This window comes from Dickeya oryzae (genome assembly GCF_009372235.1).
Classification (GTDB): domain Bacteria; phylum Pseudomonadota; class Gammaproteobacteria; order Enterobacterales; family Enterobacteriaceae; genus Dickeya; species Dickeya oryzae.
In genome coordinates this window covers 54158-79689 of the sequence record NZ_ML762923.1, presented here as the reverse complement: position 1 = coordinate 79689, position 25532 = coordinate 54158, and the positions used below count along the sequence as shown (strand labels likewise).

The 25532-nt window shown below is 55.3% G+C and carries 23 protein-coding genes; 14 read left to right on the top strand and 9 right to left on the bottom strand.

All coding sequences use genetic code 11. The features are described 5' to 3' along the window. Positions 1 to 26 precede the first annotated feature (26 nt). Positions 27 to 1022, bottom strand: coding sequence for a 6-phosphogluconolactonase (gene pgl, locus FAZ14_RS09250; RefSeq protein ID WP_153508422.1), 996 nt, complete (start codon positions 1020 to 1022; stop codon positions 27 to 29). Positions 1023 to 1197: 175 nt separating this feature from the next. Between pgl and FAZ14_RS09245 the strand changes: the two genes are divergently transcribed. After that, a complete protein-coding gene (locus FAZ14_RS09245) occupies positions 1198 to 2019 on the top strand; it encodes a pyridoxal phosphatase (RefSeq protein ID WP_153508421.1) in 822 nt (273 codons plus the stop codon). Positions 2020 to 2088: 69 nt separating this feature from the next. Here FAZ14_RS09245 and modC read toward each other — a convergent pair whose 3' ends face one another. The 4 genes from modC to FAZ14_RS09225 all read right to left on the bottom strand — a co-directional run bounded on the left by modC (position 2089) and on the right by FAZ14_RS09225 (position 4894). Further along, positions 2089 to 3147 carry a molybdenum ABC transporter ATP-binding protein ModC gene (gene modC, locus FAZ14_RS09240; protein ID WP_038926060.1) on the bottom strand — a complete coding sequence of 353 codons (1059 nt, stop codon included), beginning with the start codon at positions 3145 to 3147 and terminating at the stop codon, positions 2089 to 2091. Next, positions 3147 to 3836 (bottom strand): molybdate ABC transporter permease subunit, encoded by a 690-nt coding sequence (gene modB / locus FAZ14_RS09235; protein ID WP_016941913.1) that lies wholly within the window; start codon positions 3834 to 3836, stop codon positions 3147 to 3149. The genes modC and modB overlap by 1 nt, the downstream gene beginning before the upstream one ends. After that, on the bottom strand, positions 3823 to 4608 hold the full coding sequence (gene modA / locus FAZ14_RS09230; RefSeq protein WP_038926061.1) for a molybdate ABC transporter substrate-binding protein: 786 nt from the start codon (positions 4606 to 4608) through the stop codon (positions 3823 to 3825). Before modA ends, modB begins: the two co-directional genes overlap by 14 nt. A gap of 136 nt (positions 4609 to 4744) precedes the next feature. Further along, a complete protein-coding gene (locus tag FAZ14_RS09225) occupies positions 4745 to 4894 on the bottom strand; it encodes an AcrZ family multidrug efflux pump-associated protein (protein ID WP_013317050.1) in 150 nt (49 codons plus the stop codon). Between the two features lie 196 nt (positions 4895 to 5090). Between FAZ14_RS09225 and modE the strand changes: the two genes are divergently transcribed. The 13 genes from modE (at position 5091) to gpmA (ending at position 21141) form a co-directional block, all read left to right on the top strand. Further along, positions 5091 to 5882, top strand: coding sequence for a molybdenum-dependent transcriptional regulator (gene modE, locus FAZ14_RS09220; RefSeq protein ID WP_153508420.1), 792 nt, complete (start codon positions 5091 to 5093; stop codon positions 5880 to 5882). A 239-nt stretch (positions 5883 to 6121) separates the two neighbouring features. Next, on the top strand, positions 6122 to 6997 hold the full coding sequence (locus FAZ14_RS09215; RefSeq protein ID WP_050567091.1) for a hypothetical protein: 876 nt from the start codon (positions 6122 to 6124) through the stop codon (positions 6995 to 6997). Positions 6998 to 7102: 105 nt separating this feature from the next. Then, positions 7103 to 8572, top strand: coding sequence for a molybdate ABC transporter ATP-binding protein ModF (gene modF / locus FAZ14_RS09210; RefSeq protein WP_153508419.1), 1470 nt, complete (start codon positions 7103 to 7105; stop codon positions 8570 to 8572). 256 nt (positions 8573 to 8828) lie between these two features. Next, positions 8829 to 9845 carry a UDP-glucose 4-epimerase GalE gene (gene galE, locus FAZ14_RS09205; protein ID WP_016941918.1) on the top strand — a complete coding sequence of 339 codons (1017 nt, stop codon included), beginning with the start codon at positions 8829 to 8831 and terminating at the stop codon, positions 9843 to 9845. A gap of 156 nt (positions 9846 to 10001) precedes the next feature. Next, complete coding sequence (gene galT, locus FAZ14_RS09200) at positions 10002 to 11072, top strand: galactose-1-phosphate uridylyltransferase (protein ID WP_016941919.1); 1071 nt, start codon at positions 10002 to 10004, stop codon at positions 11070 to 11072. Further along, a complete protein-coding gene (gene galK / locus FAZ14_RS09195; protein WP_038926063.1) occupies positions 11069 to 12220 on the top strand; it encodes a galactokinase in 1152 nt (383 codons plus the stop codon). The genes galT and galK overlap by 4 nt, the downstream gene beginning before the upstream one ends. Further along, positions 12210 to 13280, top strand: a complete 1071-nt coding sequence (galM, locus tag FAZ14_RS09190; protein WP_038926064.1) for a galactose-1-epimerase — start codon at positions 12210 to 12212, stop codon at positions 13278 to 13280. The genes galK and galM overlap by 11 nt, the downstream gene beginning before the upstream one ends. Before the next feature lie 114 nt (positions 13281 to 13394). Beyond that, the gene (locus FAZ14_RS09185) at positions 13395 to 13841 is read left to right on the top strand and encodes a hypothetical protein (protein WP_016941922.1); all 447 of its coding nucleotides are present in this window, start codon (positions 13395 to 13397) and stop codon (positions 13839 to 13841) included. A gap of 73 nt (positions 13842 to 13914) precedes the next feature. Further along, positions 13915 to 14325 (top strand): copper-binding protein, encoded by a 411-nt coding sequence (locus FAZ14_RS09180; RefSeq protein WP_153508418.1) that lies wholly within the window; start codon positions 13915 to 13917, stop codon positions 14323 to 14325. 12 nt (positions 14326 to 14337) lie between these two features. Beyond that, positions 14338 to 15597 carry a TolC family protein gene (locus FAZ14_RS09175; RefSeq protein ID WP_038925210.1) on the top strand — a complete coding sequence of 420 codons (1260 nt, stop codon included), beginning with the start codon at positions 14338 to 14340 and terminating at the stop codon, positions 15595 to 15597. Then, complete coding sequence (locus FAZ14_RS09170) at positions 15594 to 17111, top strand: efflux RND transporter periplasmic adaptor subunit (protein ID WP_153508417.1); 1518 nt, start codon at positions 15594 to 15596, stop codon at positions 17109 to 17111. Before FAZ14_RS09175 ends, FAZ14_RS09170 begins: the two co-directional genes overlap by 4 nt. Beyond that, positions 17108 to 20245, top strand: coding sequence for an efflux RND transporter permease subunit (locus FAZ14_RS09165; protein ID WP_153508416.1), 3138 nt, complete (start codon positions 17108 to 17110; stop codon positions 20243 to 20245). The genes FAZ14_RS09170 and FAZ14_RS09165 overlap by 4 nt, the downstream gene beginning before the upstream one ends. A gap of 143 nt (positions 20246 to 20388) precedes the next feature. Then, positions 20389 to 21141, top strand: a complete 753-nt coding sequence (gene gpmA / locus FAZ14_RS09160) for a 2,3-diphosphoglycerate-dependent phosphoglycerate mutase (RefSeq protein WP_016941926.1) — start codon at positions 20389 to 20391, stop codon at positions 21139 to 21141. Positions 21142 to 21216: 75 nt separating this feature from the next. Here the strand turns inward: gpmA and aroG are convergent, their stop codons facing one another. The 4 genes from aroG to FAZ14_RS09140 form a co-directional block, all read right to left on the bottom strand. After that, positions 21217 to 22269 carry a 3-deoxy-7-phosphoheptulonate synthase AroG gene (aroG, locus tag FAZ14_RS09155; protein WP_016941927.1) on the bottom strand — a complete coding sequence of 351 codons (1053 nt, stop codon included), beginning with the start codon at positions 22267 to 22269 and terminating at the stop codon, positions 21217 to 21219. 271 nt (positions 22270 to 22540) lie between these two features. Continuing rightward, a complete protein-coding gene (gene pnuC / locus FAZ14_RS09150; RefSeq protein WP_016941928.1) occupies positions 22541 to 23266 on the bottom strand; it encodes a nicotinamide riboside transporter PnuC in 726 nt (241 codons plus the stop codon). A gap of 22 nt (positions 23267 to 23288) precedes the next feature. Continuing rightward, positions 23289 to 24335: a quinolinate synthase NadA gene (gene nadA, locus FAZ14_RS09145; RefSeq protein WP_153508472.1), complete on the bottom strand. Its 1047-nt coding sequence runs from the start codon at positions 24333 to 24335 to the stop codon at positions 23289 to 23291. 203 nt (positions 24336 to 24538) lie between these two features. Further along, positions 24539 to 25255, bottom strand: a complete 717-nt coding sequence (locus tag FAZ14_RS09140) for a DUF554 domain-containing protein (RefSeq protein ID WP_029456408.1) — start codon at positions 25253 to 25255, stop codon at positions 24539 to 24541. Between the last annotated feature and the right edge of the window lie 277 nt (positions 25256 to 25532).

The following is a 25532-nucleotide window of genomic DNA, read 5'->3' as shown; positions in this document are numbered from 1 at the left end:
GTGATACAAACCTTGCCTGGCAGTGATTAATCCAACGCCAGTACTGACACCCACATCGGCCCTTTTCCCACCGCGTAACGCGCCAGCGGCGTCAGGTTACCGTTGTCCGGCTCAATGCCATAAACCTCAATATGGTGAGATTTCTGACCAGCGGCGATCAGGAACTGGCCGTTATGATCGATGTTAAAACCACGCGGTTGCGTTTCCGTCGGCTGGTGCCCGGTCAGGGTCAATGTCCCGTCTTGCGCGGATACATCGAAAATGGAAATCAGGCTGGCGGTACGATCCGTCGTATACAGATGACGGCCATCCGGCGTGATGTGGATATCCGCCGCCCAGCAGGTGCCGGTGAAATCGGCTGGCATGGCATTCAGCGTCTGGATCCGTTTGCCTTCGCCCTGCGCATCCAGCTCGAATACATCCACCGAGCTGTTCAGTTCATTAATGCAATAGGTGAAACGGTTGTTCGGGTGATACGCCATATGGCGCGGCCCGGCACCGGCGGCGGCACGCTGCTCCGCAGGCTGGTGATCACTCAGACGGCCATCGCTGCCGACATCATACAATCTGATGCGATCTTCTTTCAGACAAGGGGCCCACAATACGCGATTCGCCGGGTCGATATTGGTCGAATGGCACCCTTCCAACCCGTCGAGTTGCTGACAGGGTTCCTGTACCACACCATCATCGCCAATAGGGCTGACGCTAACACACGCATTGCTGTAAGAGGCGCTGAACAAGAAGCGTCCGGCGTGATCGGTCGACAAGTGGGTTGGGCTGCCCGGTAACGATGCCACACCGGCTTCGGTCAGTTTGCCTTGCCCATCAATCCGGTAGCTGATGACCCGAAATTCAGGACGAACACCGACATACAGATGACGCTTATCCGGCGCGATAACCATCGGTTGCACCTGTCCGGGGACATCAACTACCTGTAACAAGCTCAGCGCCCCGCTGGCGGCGAGCTGCCAGACATGAATCTGCTGACTTTCCGGACTGGCGATATAAACCACTTGCTGCATTCGATTCTCCTTGTTGGCACCGATGAGGCGGCAGGTGCGCCTCGTTACGCTCAGGCTAGGCTTTCATTTTTCTGTACTGACTTCCAAAGTCAGTACAGAAAAAGGCTCTGTCGCTTCAGAGGGCATCCAGTGTACCATCCCAAAGAAGTGAACCCGATAACCTGTTGAGAATACCATGACCTATCGCATCATTGCCCTCGATCTGGACGGCACACTGTTAACGCAAAAGAAAACGATTTTACCTGAATCCTTACAGGCGCTGGCACAGGCCCGGCAGGCCGGTATCAAGGTTATTATCGTGACCGGCCGCCACCACTCGGCTATCCACCCGTTTTATCAGGCGCTGGCGCTGGATACCCCCGTTATCTGCTGCAACGGCACCTACCTTTACGATTACCAAACCGGACAAACCCACGACGCCAACCCGCTCACACCGGCACAGGCCAAAAGCGTGCTGCAACGCTTGCAGCAATTCGCCATTCACGGCCTGATGTACGCCGACGACGCGATGCTCTACCAGCACATTACCGGCCACATCACCCGCACCCAGACCTGGGCGGAACAGCTTCCCGAGTCTCAGCGACCCGTGTTTCGCCAGGTCGATGACCTGATGACCGCCACTGACCACAGCCGTTCTATCTGGAAATTCGCCACCCACCATACCGATACCGCCGTGTTGAATGACTTCGCTAAACAGGTTGAAGAAGAGTTAGGTCTGGCTTGCGAGTGGTCATGGATGGATCAGGTGGATATTGCCCAAACCGGCAACAGCAAAGGCCGTTTACTGCAACGCTGGGTGGAATCGCAAGGGTTCAACATGAATGACGTCGTCGCGTTTGGCGATAACTTCAATGATATTAGTATGTTGTCTGCTGTTGGACTGGGTGTCGCGATGGGTAACAGCGCCGACGACGTCAAAGCTCACGCCGATCTGGTGATTGATCATCATGAAAAACCCGGCATTGCAGAGGTTATCCGCCGTCGGGTTCTGGCCTGACACCGTCACGGCCCACGTACAGGTGGTGCCGTGACACGTCACAAACACACTCACGGCGTGCTCGCAAACTCATGGCGTGATCGACACGCTCTTAACCTGAGCGTACAGGCGTTGCCCAGCCGTCAGCGCCAGTTCATCACGCGCCCATGGCGTGATGCGGGCCCACAGAATGTGCCCACCGAGATCCAGCTTAACTTCCACCTGCTCGCCGACCTCAATACATTCCACCACACGCGCCGACAGCACATTACGAATGCTGCTGACAGCGGGTCGTTGCGTCACCAGTGACACATCAGCCGCATTGATACGAATGCGCAGCTCATCTCCCTGCGGTACGTCAACACGCGCCACCCACAGCGGCTGTTCACCCAGTGACAGCGCCGTCATCGCGTAATGCGGATGATGCTCCATCACCGTCACCTTCAGAATGCTGCTCTGCTCTTCTCGCGATAACCAGGCGCGCAAGGCGTTACTGGCCCATACTTCCTCCAGCGAGCCTTGCGCCTTCACCTGCCCTTTATCCAATACCAATACCCTATCCGCCAGCCGCACCACTTCTTCCAGACTGTGGCTGACATACAGAATCGGTGTATTGACCTCACGGGCCAGGCGCTCCAGATACGGCAACAGTTCGCGTTTACGCGGTGCATCCAGCGATGCCAATGGCTCGTCCATCAGCAGCAATTCCGGTGCAGTCAGTAACGCGCGACCGATCGCTACCCGCTGTTTCTCACCGCCGGACAAGGTCATCGGGTAGCGTTTGAGCAAGTGCCCGATACCGAGCAACTGCACGATATCGTCAAACTGCGCCTGCATCGAGGCGGCCATACCGTAACGTAAATTCCCCAACACCCGGTAATGCGGGAAGAGTCGTGCATCCTGAAACACATAACCAATACGACGCTTTTCCGGCGGCAGGAACACCCTTTGCGCGCTGTCTGACAGCACCCGATCATTAAGCTGAATAAGCCCGCTATCCGGCCGGGTCAGGCCGACAATAGCATTAATCAGCGAGGTCTTCCCGGCCCCCGAGACACCGAACACAGCGGTAATGCCACTGGCGGGAAGCTGGGCGGCGACACGGAGCGTCAGGTCGCCCAATTGCTGAGTAAAATCCAGTTGCAGCATTATCCCCCCAACCGTTTACGGCTCCAGCGGGTGAGCCATTCCGACAACAACAGTGACACCAGTGACAACCCAATGGCGATAACGCACAAGCGGGCGGCCTGCATTTCCGCCCCCGGCGTTTCAATCAACGTATACATGGCATTGGGAATGGTACGGGTTTCACCCGGAATATTAGACACAAAGGTGATGGTGGCACCGAACTCCCCCAGCGAACGCGCGAACGCCAGTACGGTGCCGACAATAATGCCCGGCAACGTCAGCGGCAGCGTGATGGTGAAAAAAACGCGCCAGCGCCCGGCACCCAACGTTCGCGCCGCCAGCTCCAGCCGGGTATCCACCGCCTCCAGCGCCAGTCGAATGGCGCGCACCATCAACGGAAATGCTACGACCGCCGACGCCAGCGCCGCGCCATGCCAGCTAAAACTGAAGCTAAAGCCAAACCAGTGGTAAAGCCAGCCGCCTACCACGCCTTTGCGCCCCATGACAATCAGCAGCAAATAGCCGATCACCACCGGCGGCAGCACCAGCGGCAGGTGGATCACGCTATCCAGCAGCGATTTTCCGACAAAGCGGCAACGCGCCAACACCCAGGCGGCCAGAATGCCCAACGGCAAACTGCAACTGACCGCCACCAGCGAAACCTTCAGGCTCAGCGACACCGCCTGCCATTCATAATCACTGAGCAGCATTAACCGGTGTAAATCCATATTGTTTAAACACGACAGCGGCCTGCGGCGTTTTCAGGTAATCAAAGAAGGCGTTGACCGTTGGGGTGTTATGCCCTTTCACGATAGCCATCGGGTATTCCACCGGTTTGTGGGTGTTATCCGGGAAGATGCCAACCACTTTCACTTTGGTACTGGCAACCGCGTCCGAGCCGTACACAATCCCCAACGGCGCTTCTTCACGTTCAACCAACACCATAGCGGCACGGACGTCATTGGCGCGAGCCATCAGTGGTGACAAAGTGTCCCAAGCGTTCAGCTTCTGTAAGGCTTCTTTGGCGTAGATACCGGCTGGTACATGGTCCGGGTCGCCGACAGACAAACGACCGCCTTTCAGCAGCGCTTTCCAATCGGTTTTCTCGTCTATTTTAAAACCTTTTGTGTCAGCGGATTTAGGCGCAATCACCACCAGTTGATTGCCCAACAGTGTGTAGCGGGTATCGTTTTCAACCAACTGCTTACCCTGGGCATAATCCATCCACTGCTGATCAGCGGAAATGAACAGGTCCGCGGGCGCGCCCTGTTCAATCTGACGTGCCAGCGTTGATGACGACGCATAGGATGCAACGATAGAAACCTGTTTTTCCTTTTGGTATTGTGCAGCGATATCCTGCAAGGCGTTGGTCAATGAGGCCGCAGCAAACACCGTCACCTTCTCCTGCGCCAGTGCACTAGTCGCACTCATACCCAGTGTCAACGCAGCGGCGGTCAGCCAATAAGTCCATTGCTGTTTCATATTATCTCCAGAGATTATCGTTATGTAGTGAATCACATAACGATAAATACCGAATCTTAGCCGCGTTGTCATTGTTCTTAAGCAAAAAAAATCCGGCCAGGGCCGGATTCTTTAAAACAGGAACGCAGGGAACGGATTATTTACGCGCCACAGAGGACTCGCGGTGGCCGATGGCGGAAAACAGGTTGAACACTTCGCCCAGCCCATAAATAGCCCCCAGAATCAGTGCCATCATAACCGGCACCATGCACACCGCAAACAGCAGGCTTTTCAGCAATTCCAACATATCGACCTCATCTTTCACCGTCGCTGGCCGTTGTGCCACCAGCATCTGATTAACTCAGGATAGACTATTCTAACCTCATTGCTGTCGATGAGTTTACCTGAATCGCCGGAATTAGAGCGGCCATTTGTGCGGTTTGCCTGTTTGACGCAAAACGATGACAATACAAATGATTAGCCGCCCAGATACGGATGTGACCATGCAAGCAGAAATTCTTCTTACCTTAAAACTTCAGCAACGGCTCTTTGCCGACCCGCGTCGCATCGCTCTGCTCAAGCAGGTGCAACAGACCGGCTCCATCAGCCAGGGCGCGCGCCTGGCTGATATCAGCTACAAAAGCGCCTGGGATGCGATCAACGAAATGAACCAGCTCTCGGAGCAGACCATCGTCGAGCGTACCACCGGCGGCAAAGGGGGTGGCGGCGCGGTGCTGACACGCTACGGTGAACGGCTGCTGCAACTCTATGACCTGTTAGGGCAGATTCAACAAAAAGCGTTCGATGTGCTACAGGATGACACCCTGCCGCTGGACAGTCTGTTGGCGGCTATCGCCCGTTTTTCACTGCAAACCAGCGCCCGCAATCAGTTTTTCGGCACCGTTCTGGAACGCGATCAGCAGCAGGTTCAGCAGCATCTGTCTATTCTACTGGCAGACGGTCATACCCGTATTCAGGCTGCTCTGACCCAGCAGAGTGCCGACAGGCTGCAACTCACCGGTGGCAAAGAAGTACTGGCGTTAATAAAAGCGCCGTGGGTGACCATTACCCCGCAAATCACCTCAACCCCCGGCCACGACAATGTGTTGCCGGGCCGCATCAGCCACTTGCAACCCGGCCAGACACAAAGCGAAGTGCTGGTGACACTGGAAGGTGGTGAGGTCGTCTGCGCCACCTTATCCAACGATGAAGTGACACGGCAAGGTCTTCAACCGGAGATGGCGGTCTATGCCAGTTTTAATGCCGACCAGGTGATTATCGCTACCCTGTGTTAATTGTCAGATAAGTTCAGTCGTGGTGTGTGGCCGTAAGTGGGCGTAAGTAGAACCAATACATTAACATTGCTAAATATTTTATTGACTCTGCCGTTTATTGGATCTACCGAACAGGATTCTTTGTCACAAATAGCCTTCACGTAAAGAAAGCATTCGCTGGGACTATAGTTATTAGCGATATTTCCACGCATTTGATGATGTGACAAATCGCAACGTATGCGCTAACAGAGGATTACAGCATGGAAATTCGCTCCGATAACACCCCCTATATTCAGGTTAAAAATACATCGGACAACACGCCTAAAGTTGCTCAAAGTGAACTTTCACAAACTGATAATCAACAAGCATCGCTGTCGAATACTCAGCAGGCAACGTTCAGTGGTAAAGGGTTGATGATGTCTCGTCTGTTTGGTGATTCTAGCGCAACTCCCGCCGTTCAAACTCAATTGACTGATACGACAATGAAAATGTCATCAGTTCACTTTCTCACCAGTGAAGACAGAGACATGCTTTCAGCACTGTATGCTACTGCCCAACAATCTGGCGTAGACTTGCAATATGTTGATGATTTAGCGAGAGATCTTGGTGACTACCGCATGTTTGGCAGTGTAAGCGTTAGTGTAAATAACGGCAAAATGTACGACATGAGTGGCCGTGTACAGACTTTCCAGTTCACTGATACCGATGCGGCTACCGCCACGCAAATTCAGAACAGTAAAAGTATCAACACAACCACGTTAGACACCGGATTCTTGCAATACCAACTCGACCCTGGTTTCTCGTTCAATCACCGAACAAACTTTGCCTTTCTGGCTGAAGTGCTGAACACATTTGGTCAGGGAGCCTCCGGCCCCAATGTAAATGAGCCGATGAGTTCCTCATTTTCGGTTTACCAGCCACAGGGAAGTAACAATTTTGTTATTAAAACGGCCAGTGACAGCACCCTCGCTGTCGAAGAACCCGATTTCAGTTCAGTTGATGGCGTTATCTCTATTACACCAACCGGAGCAAAGAATGGGTTTCATTTGGTCAATGGTAAGTTGGTACAAAACTTCGGCCTGACACTACTGGATTTATTGACTTCTGGAGGAAATCCCGTGTTAAACAATCTGTGACCGAGTCCCGCTCAAGTGCCAGAAACAATATTCTGGCGCAGCCTTGACAAGCCGCTGGCTTCCCTTTACCCGTAAAGGGTCTGTCATTTCGTAAAGGGAATCATCATGTCATTGCTGCACATCCATCAGGCACAGTTCCGGTTAAGTGATACCCGAATGATGCGTCTGGATGAACTTACGTTGCATCAGGAACAGTGCTGGGCATTTGTCGGTGCTAACGGTAGTGGAAAATCGGCGCTGGCGCGCGCACTCAGTGGTGAGCTGCTGTTGCTATCAGGGCAACGTCAGTGCGACTTTCAGCGTGTGGCGCGCCTGTCATTCGAACAGTTGCAACAGTTGGTATCGCAGGAATGGCTGCGCAACAACACCGATATGCTCAGTGTCGACGAAGACGATACCGGGCGTACCACCGCCGAAGTCATTCAGGACAGCGTGCGCGATGTCGAGCGCTGCAACCAACTGGCGACACAATTCGGCATCGCCCATTTATTATCACGCCGCTTCAAATACCTCTCTACCGGTGAAACCCGTAAAACCATGCTATGTCAGGCATTGATGGCACAGCCGGACCTGTTAATTCTGGATGAACCGTTCGACGGGCTGGATGTGGCCTCACGCACACAGTTGACCGATTTGTTAGCGTCGCTGGCGGCCCAAGGGCAGGCATTGGTGTTGATTCTCAACCGCTTTGAAGATATTCCGGCTTTTATCGGGCAGGTCGGCGTACTGGCGGATTGTACGCTGACGCGCCAGGGTGCTCGCGAAACGGTGTTGTCCGACGTGCTGATATCGCAACTGGCGCACAGCGAAACGCTGGCCGCTACTGCGTTGCCAGAAGCGGAAGACCCGACTCAGCGGCCGACATTGCCGCCGAATCAACCCCGCATTCGGCTATTGCACGGTGTGGTGAGCTATAACGATCGCCGCATACTGGACGATTTAAGCTGGGAAGTGTTGCCCGGCCAGCACTGGCAGATAGTCGGCCCGAATGGTGCGGGTAAATCCACCCTGCTCAGCTTAATCACCGGTGATCACCCACAAGGCTACAGCAATGACCTGACGCTATTTGGCCGTCGGCGTGGTAGCGGCGAAACCATCTGGGACATCAAGCGCCACATCGGCTACGTCAGCAGTAGTCTGCATCTGGAGTATCGCGTCAGCACCAGCCTGCGCAACGTTATTCTCTCCGGGTTCTTCGACTCCATCGGCATTTATCAGGCGGTATCAGACCGTCAGCGTTTTCTGGTCGCCGAATGGTTGTCGCTGCTCGGCCTGCAGGACAGTGTGGCTGATGCGCCATTCCAGTCCTTGTCCTGGGGGCAACAGCGGTTGGCATTGATTGTGCGGGCACTGGTCAAACACCCGGCCTTGTTGATCCTCGATGAACCGTTACAAGGGCTAGACCCGCTCAACCGTCAGCTCATTCGCCGCTGGCTGGATATCCTAATCGGTCAGGGACAAACCCAATTACTGTTTGTTTCCCACCATGCGGAAGATGCGCCGAACTGCATCACTCACCGTCTGACCTTCGTACCCGATGGCGATGGCTACTGTTACCTGACAGAAAGCTGCTGATCTTGCACACGCGGTTTCGCGGTAAGCGAAACCGTCATCTCACAGGCAATAATAAGCACATTAGTGATAACGTTACCACACCAGTTGCAATCTATTTTCATCTGAGCGTACATCGCGCTATGCTGCTCTTTCATCATCCTGGGAAGAGGTGGGTTATGAACCAACAGCCCTAATATCGCTATTTACGGCGTTGATCACCTTTTTCCGGCCACGCTCATGCTATTTTTCCACTCAGTTTTCTGCAACAGAGGTCATTATGAAAGTATTGGTTACAGGTGGTAGCGGTTACATAGGAAGCCATACTTGTGTACAACTGATCGCCGCCGGTCATCAGCCGGTTATTCTCGACAACCTGTGCAACAGCAAAGCCAGTGTGGCGCAGGCGATTACCCACGTCAGCGGGCAGACGCCGGTGTTTTATCAGGGCGATATTCGCGATCGCGACCTGTTGCAGACGATTTTTTCTGAGCATGATATCGGCGCGGTGATCCATTTCGCCGGTCTCAAAGCGGTGGGCGAATCAGTACGTGAACCCATCAGCTATTACGATAACAACGTCTACGGCACGCTGACGTTGGTGGAAGCCATGAAGCATGCCGGTGTTAAGACACTGATTTTCAGCTCGTCGGCTACCGTATACGGCGACCAGCCGCAAATCCCCTATCAGGAAAGTTTCCCCACCGGTACCCCCGCCAGTCCTTATGGTCGCAGCAAACTGATGGTAGAGCAGATCCTGCAGGATTTGCAGCGTGCGGAACCAGATTGGAGCGTGGTGCTGTTGCGCTACTTCAACCCGGTGGGCGCACATCCATCAGGTGAAATGGGTGAAGACCCACAGGGCGTGCCTAACAACCTGATGCCCTACATTGCGCAGGTCGCGGTAGGCCGTCGTGAGTCGCTGGCGATTTTCGGCAATGACTATCAGACCGTTGATGGCACCGGCGTGCGCGACTACATCCACGTGGTAGACCTGGCAGACGGCCATGTCGCCGCCATGAATACGCTACACGGAAAAGCAGGCGTACACATTTATAACCTGGGCGCGGGCGTGGGTTACAGCGTACTGCAAGTGGTGGAAGCCTTCAGTCGCGCCTGCGGCAAGCCGTTGCCCTACCATTTTGCACCACGTCGTGATGGCGACCTGCCTGCCTACTGGGCCGATGCAGAAAAAGCCGCGCGCGAGCTTAACTGGCGCGTCAGCCGGACACTGGATGAAATGGCGGCCGATACCTGGCGCTGGCAATCCCGCCATCCAAACGGCTTTTCAGACTGATAGCGGTTTTCAGACTGATAACAGTGCCCTGATAACAGTGTCCTGATAACAGATAGCAGCGTCGCCTTGTTTTGCAGTGCGTGATTTGTGCACAAATCGCTGTGAAATCACTGTGTTGATGACGAACATTTTTCGATGAGAAAGTAAGGTATCCGAATGGTGTATTTTGATCCCGTTGAACATCCGCATCGTCGCTACAACCCACTGACCGGGCAGTGGGTGCTGGTGTCGCCACACCGTGCCAAACGTCCGTGGCAGGGGCAACAGGAGAGCGTGTCATCCGACCCGCTGCCGTCACACGATGCCACCTGTTTTCTTTGCCCCGGCAACGTGCGGGTCACCGGCGATACCAACCCTGACTATCCGGGTACCTTTGTGTTCACCAACGATTTTGCCGCACTGATGGCAGACACACCGCCAGCCCCGGAAAGCAACGACCCGCTGATGCGCTGCCAAAGTGCACGCGGCACCAGCCGGGTCATCTGTTTTTCACCAGACCACAGTAAAACCCTGCCGGAACTGCCGCTCAGCGCACTCGAACAGGTGGTCGCGACCTGGCAACAACAGAGCGCCGAACTGGGGCAAACCTACCCGTGGGTACAGGTGTTTGAAAACAAGGGCGCGGCGATGGGATGTTCTAACCCACATCCGCATGGTCAGATCTGGGCCAACGATTTCCTGCCCAACGAAGCGGAACGGGAAGACCGACTGCAACGTGATTATTTCCATCAGCACGGTTCTCCCCTGCTGGTCGATTACCTGCAACGCGAATTGCAGGACGGCGCACGCCATGTGGTGGAAACCGAACACTGGCTGGCGGTAGTCCCCTACTGGGCAGCCTGGCCTTTCGAAACCCTGTTACTGCCCAAAGCCCACACCTTGCGTCTGCCGGACATCACCCCGGCACAGCGCCAGGATTTGGCACTGGCGTTAAAGCAGTTGACCAGCCGTTACGACAACCTGTTCCGGACCTCATTCCCGTATTCCATGGGCTGGCACGGCGCGCCCTTTACTGACGGTGACCATCAACACTGGCAGTTGCACGCCCATTTTTATCCGCCGCTGCTGCGCTCCGCCACAGTGCGTAAATTCATGGTGGGGTATGAAATGCTGGCGGAAACCCAGCGTGATTTAACCGCCGAGCAGGCGGCTGAACGGCTGCGCGCCGTTAGCGACATTCATTACCGTGACAGTAGTCACTCTCGTGATTCAGGAGTTCAGGCATGACCTTATCAGCACGCACCCAGGCGGTTTTCCAGCAACAGTTCGGTTACCCGGCAACCCTTACCGTTCAGGCGCCGGGACGGGTCAACCTGATAGGTGAGCACACCGACTATAATGACGGCTTTGTGCTGCCTTGTGCCATCAACTATTCCACCACTATCAGTGCTGCCCCACGTGACGACCGGCAAATCCGGGTTATCGCGGTGGACTACGACAATCAGCAAGATAGCTTTTCGCTCGATGCGCCGATCGACCACCACCCGCAGTGGCAGTGGGCAAACTATGTACGTGGCGTCATCAAGCACCTGAAGACCCGTAGCGATGCCTTTGGCGGAGCAGATCTGGTGATAAGCGGCAATGTGCCACAGGGCGCAGGCCTGAGTTCGTCAGCGTCTCTGGAAGTCGCGGTCGGTAAAGCCATTCAGGCGTTATACCAATTGCCACTGGACAATGTGGCGCTGGCACTCAACGGCCAGGAGGCGGAAAACCAGTTCGTCGGCTGTAACTGCGGCATCATGGATCAGATGATTTCAGCCCAGGGCCAACGTAACCACGCGTTACTGATCGACTGCCGTTCGCTGGAAACCCGTGCGGTATCGATGCCGGACAACGTGGCGGTGATGATCATCAACTCCAACGTCAAACGTGGTCTGGTAGACAGCGAGTACAACACGCGTCGCCAGCAGTGCGAAGCCGCCGCGCGCTATTTTCAGGTTAAAGCACTGCGTGACGTCAGCGAGGCCGATTTCGCGGCCAAAGCAGCCGGTCTGGATGACGTGGTAGCACGTCGTGCACGTCACATCATTACCGAAAATGCCCGTACACTGGCGGCAGCCGATGCGCTGACGCGAGGCGACCTGCGCCAGATGGGCGAACTGATGGCCGCGTCTCATGCCTCGATGCGGGATGACTTCGAAATCACGGTGCCGCCTATCGACACACTGGTGGAGATAGTCAAAGCCGTGATCGGCGATGAAGGGGGTGTACGCATGACAGGCGGTGGATTTGGTGGCTGTATCGTGGCGTTGATCCCACAACAGCAAGTAACAGCGGTGCAAAATGCCGTGATGCGGGAGTATCCGGCAAAAACCGGATTACAACCGACCTGTTACGTTTGCCAAGCCTCGTCAGGAGCCGGTTATGTCGAATGACCCAGTTGAACCACGAGCGCCACACACGGCGCTCGCCCCAGATGGTCAGCCATTTCAGCTGACCATACTGCAAAACCGCCACGGTACGCGGGTAACGCTGATGGACTGGGGAGCCACCTGGCTCTCTTGTCAGTTACCGTTGCCCGACGGAACGGTGCGAGAAGTGCTGTTGGGCTGTGCGCCTGAGCAATACCCCCATCAGTCTGCCTATCTGGGCGCATCGGTGGGGCGTTACGCCAATCGCATCGCCAACGCGACCTTGCATCAAGGCGATACCGCTATTCACCTGCTGGCTAATCAGGGCGAGCACCAGTTACATGGCGGGCCGGACGGTTTTCATGCTCGCCGCTGGCAAGTTGTGGAACAACGTGACGATCAGGTTACTTACCAGCTGTTTTCACCGGATGGTGACCAGGGTTTCCCCGGTGCACTGACCGCACGGGTCAGTTATCAACTCACCGATCAAAACGCACTGGATATTGAGTATCAGGCCGAGGTCGATCAATCCTGCCCGGTATGCCTGACTAATCACGCCTATTTCAACCTCGACGGTGAACCAACCGATGCGCGTCACCATCAATTGCAACTGATGGCGGATTACTATCTGCCGGTCAATCAGGATGGCATCCCCGGTGATGCGTTGCGGGAAGTGGCCCACAGCAGTTTCGATTTTCGTCAGCGCAAAACCTTGCTGCAAGATTTCCTGTCCGATGCCGACCAGCAGGCGGTTCAAGGTTATGACCACGCCTTTTTGCTGCACCGTACTGGTGGTTCCAGTGAAAGTCCGGCCGCTAACCTGTGGTCAGCAGACGGCAAGGTGCAGATGCAGGTCTACACCAGCGCACCGGCGCTACAGCTCTACAGCGGTAACTTTCTGGCGGGTACGCCCTCACGCGATGGGTCGCCTTATGCCAACTATGCCGGGCTGGCGCTGGAAAGCGAATTTCTGCCAGACAGCCCCAATCACCCCAACTGGCCGCAGCCTGACTGCTGGCTGAAACCGGGCAAGCGCTACCGCTCACTGACCCGTTACGCGTTTATCGTCACGCCAGCGGACTGATATACACCAGAGAGCCAGCACCGCTGGCTCTTTACAAATCTGTGCAAATTCCTGCTTGTCCGGCGTAGAGAGCGCCTTTTACACTGGCTGCTCTTGTTATAAGGACATTTCTTCATGACCGCCTCGCGCCCTCATCCACTCAGCTTGCGACATCTGCGCTATAAAAGCAGATGGGGCTGGATGTTGGCATTATGCTGGCTCTTGCTGAACACTCAGTTGGCTATCGCCAGCCACCGTTGCGATGTCCCCCTCATCGCGGCGGCACCCGTAAATGTTCAGCATGATACCCATCGCATGCAGCAAGACGCCATCATGCCTGACATGTCAGCCGGGTATGATGTTCAAACGACAGCGAGCGTCGGCCCACTGTGTGAGAAACATTGTCAGCCTGACACAGCCAGCCAGGATTTACCGTCGTTATCGTTACTGGCATTGCCAGTCAGCAGTGAACTGTTGCCCGTACAACCACCGCAACCTGTCACTGTCAGCAGCAACCGCTGGTTTACACCACCTGTCGCCGGTCCCCCCGCCGAAATCCGTTTTTGCCGATTCAGAGAATAGCTTCCGCGATAAACAACCTTTGTGCGTTTTCACGCAATGACTTGTTATTTATCGTATTTATGGAGCTATTATCATGCGTACACTGTCTATTACTATTGCTGTCTTACTCTTCTCCACCCCTTTATTGGCTGAACAGCCCCAGACCCACACCATGACCGGTGAGATGAACGGCATGTCTCACTCGATGACTGGCAGCATGCAGCATAGCGATATGCAGCCTGGCAATATGTCTATGCCACCTGCCCCGACCGAATCCGCAACGATCTACCATGCCACCGGCATCGTCAAACAATGGAACGCCGACAGCGTTACGCTGGCGCATGAAGCCATTCCCGCGTTGCGCTGGCCAGCGATGACCATGACCTTTCGTCTGCCTGTAAACGATAATCTGACGCCGCTGCAACCGGGCAGTTCGGTCCGTTTCAGCTTCGTGCAACGTGCGGACGGCTACACCCTGACCGACATCAAACCGCAGCAAAACTGACCGGAGACCACCATGCACATACGCACGCTCCGCGCTTCGCGCGCGTGGCTGGCGATGTTGTTGTGGCTGCCTGCCGCGTCATTCGCGGCAGCACTGGATCTGGATGGCGCACTGCAGGCGGCGGAACACTATTCCGCCGACCTGTCTGCCAACCAGCACCAGATGGGCGCGCTGCAAAACATGGCCGACTCCGCCACACAACTGCCGGACCCACAACTGAAATACGGCATCGAAAACGTACCGATTGGTGGCAACAACACCCGTCGCCTGACACGCGAGGGCATGACCATGCAACGCATCAGCATCATGCAAACCTATGTCAGCGCCACCAAACGCGAACGTAAAGCCCAAACCATTCTGGCCCAGGCCGACGCGGTACGCAGCAACAGTGACACCCTGCGCGCTCAGTTACAGCGTGATACGGCCCAGGCCTGGCTGGAACTGGCGCTGGCTCGCCAGACACGGCAAGACATCGTCGCACTGGTACAGGAAAGTCAGCGTCAGATTGCCATTCAAAAAACCAGCGTGGCCGCGGGTGGGGAATCCGCCCGGGTGCTGGATGCCCGGCTGACGCTTTCGGCGATGCAAGACCGGCTGGCAGATGCCGAGCGGGATGTCACCATCGCGCAGGCCCGGCTCACCCGGCTGACCGGCATCAGCGACGTCACCACACAAGGGCCATTACCTCACTTCGAGCGCCTGCCTGCCGAACCGGCAGTCTTGTACGCTGCTATCGCCCAGCACCCGGAGATAACCCAGGCCGAACAGGAAACCCGTCTGGCACAGGCCCGGGCGGCGCAATCTGCGGTAGCGGCCATTCCGGATGTCGGCGTCGAAGTGTATTACGGTCGGCGCGGTAACAATTTCGACGATATGGCTGGCATCGAAATCAGCATGGATTTGCCACTGTTCCAGTCCAGCAGGCAGAACAAAGATCACGCCGCCGATGTGGCGCTCAGTATGGAGGCACGCGACCGGGTCACCCTCGTCCAGCGAGAACACCGGGCGCAGCTCGACACACTGCTGGCACAGTATCAGGCCGCCCAGTCCCGCTGGCATCGCCAAAATGACGAGGTGCTACCGTTGCAGCAACAGCGCATCCGGTTGCTGCAAAGCCAGTATCAGAGCGGCAACAGCGATCTGACCAGCATACTGGAAGCCCGCCGCGCACTGCTGGATAGCCGTATCGCCGCGCAAAACGCTGCCCGTGACATGGCGGCACTGTGGGCCACCCTCCGTTACCTGACGCCACAAGGAACCGCCGCAAAATGAACCGTACTTTTACTGTCAGTCTGATTGCCATCGCGCTGGTGGCGGCTACAGCCGGTTACGCCGTGGGTTACTACCGTAACGGCAGTCACACCACCACGATAGCGAATCATGCCGCCACCGCCACACCCGAGGCCAACAACGGGCGTCAGGTTCTCTATTGGTACGACCCGATGGTGCCGGATAAACGCTTCGGTCAACCCGGCAAATCCCCCTTTATGGATATGCCGTTAGTACCGCGCTACGCCGATGAGGTGCAGGATAACGGCGGCGTAATGGTCAGCCCACGCCAGCAACAAAACCTCGGTGTACGCACCGCTCGGGTTGAACGCCGTGAACTACGACCTCAGGCAGTTGGTTATGGCACCGTGACGTTAAACGAACGCACGCTACGCACCGTGGTCGCTCCCAGTGGCGGCGTGGTGGAGCAGCTTAACGTCAGCGCAGTGCAGCAGCCGGTACAGAAAGGCGAAACGCTGGCGGTGCTGTGGAACCCAAGCTGGGCAGCCGCTCAGCAGGAGTATCTGGCGGTGCGCCAGTTGGGGGACAGCGGGCTCAGTCAGGCTGCACGACAAAAGCTAGCCTTGATGTTCATGCCGGAAAGCGTCATCCGACAGGTTGAGCGTAGTGGTAAACCGCAACCACGTCTGACGATTACTGCGCCAGAGAGCGGCTACATCAACCGGCTGGATGTGCGCAGTGGCAGCCAGTTAACACCGGCACAGCCGTTGTTTGAGCTGGCCAGTCTCGACCCGGTTTGGGTTGAAGTAGAATATCCGGCTGCACAGGCGTCAGCGTTGCATATCGGTGACGAGATGCTCGCCACCAGCGACAGTTGGCCGGGCGAAACCTTTCGTGGACGCATCGCCGAATTGTTGCCGCAACTCGACACAGCCACCCGCACGCTGAAAGCCCGCGTTGTCCTGGACAACCGCCAGCAACGCCTCAAACCCGGTATGTACCTGACCGTTCGACTGGCTACCGGCACCGCTCGCCAGACACTGATGGTCCCGCAACAAGCACTGTTAGTCAGCAGCCGCCAGAACCGAGTACTGCTGAGCGACGGTCAGGGCTATTTCACCCCACGTCCGGTTGAGGTAGGCCTTATTCAGGACGGCTGGGCAGAAATCCGCTCCGGCCTCACCGACGGCGATAATGTCGTGATCTCCGGCCAGTTCCTGATCGACTCTGAGGCCAGCCTGCGCAGTGCACTAGGCGCGTTTAGTGATAGCTCACCAGACCAACCTACACCGCCTGCAGCCACAGCCGCCAGTGACTACCAGACCCGAGGTGTCATCAAAGCCATCAAGGGCAAACAGGTCACCCTTGCCCACGACGCCGTGCCAGCGCTCAACTGGCCGCCGATGACCATGGATTTCACCTTTGACGGTAATACGCTGCCCGCGACTCTCCAGCCCGGCATGACGGTGACATTCCGTTTTCGACTGGATGATAGCGGTGCACACCTGCTGGCTATCCAGCCTGTTGATACGACGATTCACGGAGGCCACCTATGATCGCCTCAGTGATTCGCTGGTCGATAAAAAACCGCTTTCTGGTGCTGATCGCCACCCTGATGATGGCGGCGTGGGGCGTCATTTCACTGCAAAAAACACCGTTGGATGCACTGCCTGACCTCTCCGACGTACAGGTGATTATCCGGGTCAGTTATCCCGGTAAAGCGCCACAGGTGGTGGAAAATCAGGTCACCTACCCGCTAACGACCACCATGCTGTCGGTACCCGGTGCGAAAACCGTGCGCGGCTTTTCCATGTTCGGTGACGCGTATGTCTACATCTTGTTCGAGGATGGCACCGACCCTTACTGGGCGCGCTCCCGCGTACTGGAATACCTGAGTCAGGTGCAATCTACCCTGCCCGCCGAGGCGAAAGCCTCGCTGGGACCAGACGCCACCGGGGTCGGTTGGATCTACGAATACGCGCTGGTTGATCGCAGCGGTCAACACAGTCTGGCTGATTTGCGCGCTATTCAGGACTGGCTGCTGAAATATGAGCTGAAAACCGTGCCCAATGTGGCGGAAGTCGCCAGCATCGGCGGTATGGTTCGTCAGTATCAGGTGGTGCTGAACCCGGAACGACTGCGCGCGCTTAACGTCACACACCAGCAGGTGATCGATGCGCTGCGGGCCGCTAATCAGGAAAGCGGCGGGTCCGTTATCGAGCTGGGCGAAGCCGAGTACATGGTCAGAACGTCCGGATACCTGCTAAAAGCGGAAGACTTTCTCAACGTGCCGGTAGGTCGACGAGACGGCATTCCAATACTCTTGCAGGATGTCGCCACCCTACGACAAGGCCCGGAAATGCGCCGTGGCATTGCCGAGCTTAATGGTGAAGGTGAAGTCGCGGGCGGCGTAATTGTGATGCGCTCGGGTAAAAACGCACTGGAAACACTGCGCGCCGTTCATGCCCGCTTACAACAGATTCGCCAAAGCCTGCCCGCTGGCGTCGAGATAGTCACCACGTACGATCGCTCGCCGCTGATCGAACGCGCTATCACCACCCTCAGCCACAAATTGTTGGAAGAGTTTGTGGTGGTCGCCTTGGTGTGTTCGTTGTTCCTGTTTCACTTCCGCTCTTCGCTGGTGGCGATCATCAGCCTGCCGTTGGGGATTCTGGGGGCGTTCATCATCATGCGCTACCAGGGTATCAACGCCAACATCATGTCGTTAGGTGGGATAGCTATCGCCATCGGCGCCATGGTCGATGCCGCGATTGTGATGATCGAGAATATGCACAAGGTGGTCGAACAGTGGCGACACCAGCATCCGGACACCGAACCGGATAGCGCCACCTGGTGGCAACTCGCAACACAAGCCGCGACAGAGGTCGGGCCCGCGCTATTTTGCAGCCTGTTAATCATCACCTTGTCGTTTATCCCGGTATTTTCACTACAAGCCCAAGAAGGCCGCCTGTTTTCGCCGCTGGCGTTTACCAAAACCTATGCAATGGCGGTGTCAGCCGGGCTTGGTATCACCCTGGTACCGGTGTTGATGGGGTATTTCGTACGCGGTCGTATCCCCGACGAACAGGCTAATCCACTCAATCGCTGGCTGATAGCGTTGTATCAACCGGTGTTGCAGCAGGTACTGCGTTTTCCCAAAACCACACTGGCGGTTTCGCTGGCACTGCTGGTACTGACGTTGTATCCGCTTTCTCGTCTCGGCAGTGAATTTATACCGCCGCTGGACGAAGGTGACCTGCTGTACATGCCCTCCACCCTGCCCGGTATTTCACCACGCGAAGCAGCCCGGTTACTGCAACAAACTGACAGGCTGATTAAAACCGTACCGGAGGTGGATAGCGTGTTCGGCAAAGCCGGTCGTGCTGACAGTGCCACCGACCCGGCACCGCTGACCATGCTGGAAACCACCATCCGTTTGAAACCGCGAGAGCAGTGGCGGCCCGGTATGACCATGGACAAACTGGTCGCCGAGCTGGATCGCACCGTCAGCCTTCCCGGCATTGCAAATGTGTGGGTACCGCCCATTCGCAACCGGATCGACATGCTGGCGACAGGCATTAAAAGCCCGGTCGGCATCAAGGTCAACGGAGACGACTTGCATGCGATAGAGCAGGTAGCCGCGCAGATAGAGCAGGTTGTGAAACGTGTACCCGGCGTGACATCGGCACTGGCAGAACGCGTGGCGGGTGGGCGCTACATTGATATCGATATCGACCGGCGGCGAGCTGCCCGCTACGGTGTATCGGTACAGGAATTACAGTCGATGGTCGCGACACTGATCGGTGGGGAAAATATCGGCGAAACGCTGGAAGGTCGCCAGCGTTACCCTATCAACGTGCGTTACCCACGAGAAATCCGCGACTCACTCGAGGCGGTAAAAAATCTGCCGGTGGTAACGCAAAGCGGCGCTCGATTGGTTCTCTCCGAACTGGCCGATATCCGTGTCAGCGAAGGACCACCGATGTTAAAAAGCGAAAACGGCCGATTGTCCGACTGGATTTATGTCGACCTGCGCGGACGCGACCTGAAATCCGCGGTGGAGGAGATGCAGCGCCAGGTGGCACAGCAGGTCTCATTACCACAGGGCATTTCACTCAGCTGGTCCGGTCAGTTCGAGTATCTGGAGCGCGCTACCGAGACCATGAAGCTGGTGATCCCCTTCACTCTGCTGATTATTTTTATCCTGTTGTTCGTGACTTTCGGCCAGATCAAAGACGCGTTGCTGATTATGGGTACACTACCCTTTGCGCTGATCGGCGGTGTCTGGCTGTTGTATCTGCTCGGCTATAATTTATCTGTTGCCGGTGCGGTAGGATTTATTGCGCTGGCAGGGGTAGCAGCGGAGTTCGGGGTGATCATGCTGTTGTACCTGAACCACGCGGTGGAAAAACATCGCCTGCCGGGGCAGACCCTGAGCAACGCGCAGTTGATGGCCGCTATCCGTGAAGGCGCGGTATTGCGTGTACGTCCGAAAATGATGACGGTTGCCACCATCATGGCCGGGCTGTTGCCCATCATGTGGGGCGGCGGCACCGGTTCGGAAATCATGCAGCGCATTGCCGCACCGATGATAGGTGGCATGGTCAGCGCACCGCTGCTGTCGATGCTGGTGATTCCGGCGCTGTTTTTGTTGCTCCACCGCAATAGGGTGGAGAAATATACAAGCTGAAACGATAAAGCCGCTTGTTTTATCGCCATTGTGGCGGCATATAAATCAGGCGGCTGGGTGACTAGCGATTGCCGATAACCGCTCTCCGGCCCTATAATGAGCGTAGTTATCATAGAAATCTTAGTATATGAAGGAGTTAAGCTATGGCTGTAACTAAGCTGGTACTGGTGCGACATGGTGAGAGCCAGTGGAACAACGAAAACCGCTTCACCGGCTGGATGGATGTTGATCTGTCCGAGAAAGGCGTCAATGAAGCCAAACAGGCAGGTAAACTGCTGAAAGAAGAAGGTTTCAGCTTTGATTTTGCCTACACCTCTGTGCTGAAACGTGCCATTCACACGCTGTGGAACGTGCTGGACGAGTTGGATCAGGCATGGCTGCCAGTAGAAAAATGCTGGAAACTGAACGAACGTCACTACGGTGCGTTGCAGGGCCTGAACAAGGCAGAAACCGCTGAGAAATACGGTGACGAGCAGGTTAAACTGTGGCGTCGCGGTTTCGCGGTCACTCCGCCGGAACTGACTCGTGACGATGAACGTTTCCCGGGCCACGACCCGCGTTACGCATCGCTGAGCGACAAAGAGCTGCCGCAGACTGAAAGCCTGGCGCTGACCATCGAACGCGTGGTGCCGTACTGGAATGAAAACATTCTGCCGCGAATCAAAAAAGGCGAGCGCGTGATCATCGCTGCACACGGCAACTCCCTGCGTGCACTGGTGAAATATCTGGATAACATGAGCGAAGAAGAAATTCTGGAGCTGAATATCCCGACTGCCGTACCGCTGGTTTACGAATTCGACGAAAACTTCAAGCCGATCAAACGCTACTACCTGGGCAACGCCGACGAAATCGCTGCGAAAGCAGCCGCCGTCGCTAATCAGGGTAAAGCGAAGTAATTCGTCTGATACACGTGATGTAAAAAGCAAAAACCCGGTTAAAACCGGGTTTTTTTATAGCCAGGACAAAGGCTGTCAGCCGCGACGCTGACGTACCGCCGCCGCCAACTGGCGCAGCAGGCTGTCGGTATCATCCCAGCCGATGCAGGCATCAGTGACACTCTTGCCATAAACCAGCGGTTCGCCGCTTTCAAGATTCTGGTTACCTTCCACCAGATGGCTTTCCACCATGACGCCCATGATAGCTTTCTCACCACCCGCTACCTGACGGCATACGTCTTCGCACACGTCCATCTGCTTTTTGAACTGCTTGCAGCTGTTAGCGTGGCTAAAATCGATCATCACCTGTGCTGGCAGGCCCGCTTTTTCCAGACCCACTTTCACCGCCTGCACATGCTCTTCGCTGTAGTTAGGCGCTTTGCCGCCACGAAGAATGATATGGCAGTCGTGGTTACCGCTGGTATTAACGATCGCCGAATGGCCCCACTTGGTTACCGACAGGAAACAGTGCGGTGCACGAGCGGCATTAATAGCGTCAATCGCAACCTTGATGGTGCCATCAGTACCGTTCTTGAAACCCACCGGGCAGGACAGCCCAGATGCCAGCTCACGGTGCACCTGAGATTCCGTCGTCCGGGCGCCGATAGCACCCCAACTCATCAAATCAGCCACATACTGTGGCGTGATCATATCCAGAAACTCACCCGCAGCCGGTAAACCGGTGTCGTTGATCTCCAACAGTAACTGACGGGCGATGCGCAGGCCATCGTTGATCTGGAAGCTGTTATCCATGTGCGGATCGTTAATCAACCCCTTCCAGCCCACCGTCGTACGCGGCTTTTCAAAATAGACGCGCATCACGACTTCTAAATCACCACGCAATTCTTCACGCAGTTTCAGCAATCGCGCCGCGTACTCTTTAGCCGCTTTCGTGTCATGGATGGAACAAGGCCCAATCACCACCAGCAGGCGATCATCATTGCCTTTCAGGATCTTATGAATAGCATTGCGGGCATTAAATACAGTCTGTGCTGCACGCTCAGTGGCTGGAAATTTCTCCAACAGTGCAACGGGGGGAAGTAGTTCTTTAATTTCTTTAATTCTCAAATCATCATTCTGGTAATTCATAATGGGTCCATGTCTCCATAGCAACAGACGATCATCCCCTGTCGACCCGGAGTAAAAACGAAAAAAATAATAACGTCGCCATTCATATTGCAGGCTGGCGAAGAGAAGTCAAGCAGCTCACACCTGGCGCAAATAATACTCACCGGTATTCAACCACGGTAACGACCACTATTCACTGTGCGTGAGAAAAATACTGAGTGCAGGTCAACCACGACCTCAAACACAGAACCGGACAGACATGCGAGCGGGTGCTCGCATGTCTGATTATCCGTTATAACGCGCGGGCAAGCGGCTGCGAGTGATTATCGCGGGCACCTTTTATCCATAGCCAGGTGCCGTTCAGCGCAATCAGCGTCAGCACCATATACTGCAGCGACATGGCGTACACCCCCTGATAAGCGAAAATCACCACGCTGATAATGTCGATGACGACCCACAACAGCCAGTTTTCAACATACTTACGGGTCATCAACAGCATAGCTGCCACCGACAATACCGTCATGGCTGAATCCCAGAAAGGAAACGCGTCCGGCTGCAACGTCGGCATCGACACATCCATACCCACGCCCTGCATTGCTGCCACCGCAATACGACTCAGCAGGAAAAAGAATGGGTCGATATACCGAGACATCAGTACAATCGCAACCACACACACCACGCTCCACCACAGAGCCTGCCGCCGCGATAACCAACGAACCTGTAACGCCGCCGCCTTGTCCTGCGTCGTTCTGCTCCAGGCATACCAGCCGTAGACATTGGCGGCGAGAAAGAAAATCTGCAACAACAGGCTGGCGTATAACTGAATCTGGAAGAAGATCAATGCAAACAGCGACACATTGACCAGCCCAAACAAGTAATTGCTGGTCTTTTCCAGACTCGCCAGCCAGATACATACCAGACCGGATAACGTCCCCAACGCTTCAACCCATGACAGGTCATAACCGTTAGCCCCTAACGGGATGTGAACCAGAATATTGCTGGTACTAAAAAAATCCATCTCTACTCCTGAATGATAATGACTATGACCTGAGTGTAGCCGCAAACTCCAGCATCCGATTCAGTGGCACCAAGGCGCGCTCACGGATAGCGCCATCCACCTCAATACTATGGTGGGATGCCTGAGGCTGCTCCAGGGCCGTTGCAATCGCCTCAAGCCCATTCATCGCCATCCACGGGCAATGTGCACAACTGCGGCAGGTAGCCCCTTCACCCGCGGTGGGCGCTTCCAGCAGCACCTTTTCCGGGCACGCCTGCTGCATCTTGTAAAAAATGCCGCGATCGGTCGCGACAATCAGTTCTGGATGAGGCAACCGCTTTGCCGCCTGAATCAGTTGACTGGTCGACCCTACGGCATCCGCCATCTCAACGACGCTTTGAGGTGATTCCGGATGAACCAACACCGCCGCCTGTGGATACAGCGCCTTCATTCGCTTTAACGACTGCGTTTTGAATTCATCATGCACAACGCAAGCACCCTGCCAGCACAACACATCCGCTCCCGTTTGCTTTTGCACATAGTGCCCAAGATGGCGATCCGGTGCCCAGATGATCTTTTCACCTAAACTATCCAGATGTTCGATAAGCTCCACCGCAATACTGGACGTCACGACCCAATCTGCCCGGGCTTTTACCGCCGCTGACGTATTGGCATACACCACCACCGTGCGATCAGGGTGGCTATCGCAAAAAGCGTTGAAGGCTTCAACCGGGCACCCTAAATCCAGCGAGCACTCCGCTTCGAGCGTCGGCATCAGTACGGTTTTTTCCGGGCTGAGTATCTTTGCCGTTTCCCCCATAAACCGCACACCCGCAACGACCAGCGTAGTAGCAGGATGAGTACGGCCAAACCGGGCCATTTCCAGTGAGTCGGCAACACAACCACCGGTTTCTTCGGCCAGTGACTGAATCTCTGGATCGGTGTAATAGTGCGCCACCAGCACGGCGTTGCGTGCTTGTAGTTGGTGTTTAATCCGGTGGCGATACTGTTGCTTTTCCTCTTCGGATAGCCGTTTGGGTTTGGCGGGAAAAGGGTAATCAATAGCAGATGGTTCAAAAAACAGGCTCATCATGGGATTCCGTGCAGTTGCAGGCGTTAAGGCGACGTCATTTACGAGAAACGTGTTTTATATACTAAACAAAATATCGCAATAACATCATAAAGTCTGCTTTTTCTTCACTAAGAAATTTCAGAAATGCCAGATGTGTTTAATTTATTAAAAAGATAGATCCGTTGATGCACAAGGCGGCCAGAAAGACCGCCCGGTAGCCATCAGGAAAAGAAGCGGTGCCAGTATAAGGAGAAAGGAATAATCAGCACCAACGCTGGCAGGAAGTTAACCACCGCAAAGGTTTTTATCTGCGCAATGCGCAATCCGACAGCCATCATCACAATGCCGCCACACGCTGCGAAATCGCCCATCGTGATCTCGTTCATAAACGGCATGATAAGCCTGGCAGAGAAAAACAGCAGCGTCTGTACCAGTACCTGAGGAATGGCTATCGACATCACCGCCACCCCCAGCGTAATCGCAAAAATCAGTGCCGTGAAAATATCGAGCGCCGACTTAATGATTAATAGCTGGTAGTCACCGGTCAGCCCTTCCGTCATGGCACCGACCACACCGGTTCCACTGGCACAAAACAATACAATCAAGGCAGTAAAATTTTGGGTATACACATCCTGAGGTAACTTGTGCTCTGGCGATGGCACAAACCGGCTCAACAGGCGCTCTATCATTATCGCCCCTTTCTGAACACCGGCTTCAAGACGCAGCAATTCGCCAATCCCCACTCCCAGAATAATCGCCAGCGCCACTGCCGGGAGCTGGTGAACCTTGACCACCAGCGTTACGCCCATGGCAATCGATACCATCGCAAATGCGGGCGGTAACCCATCACGCATACGTTGGGGAATAAAACGGCGCAGCGCCACACCCAATGCGCCACCAATCAAAATAGCCGCGCCATTGATAACCGGACCAATCATCATCAATTATCTCTTAAGGCATATCCTTCTACGCACAGGACTATAAAGGAATATCGCCAGCCGTCAAAAAAGAAGCCATTACTATACGCCAAATGCTACGGTGTGATTGAACTGGGTTGAAGCAAAAAGAGATATAACAAAAGCCAGCGAAAACATCAGGGATCGGTGATGTAGAACCTGAGCGCAGCTTCTCACCTGCACGACAGCGTTATATCTGAAATACAGAGAGCGAATTAGAATGAGGTGATTTATTTAGCGGTGGTGGGTCGTGCAGGAT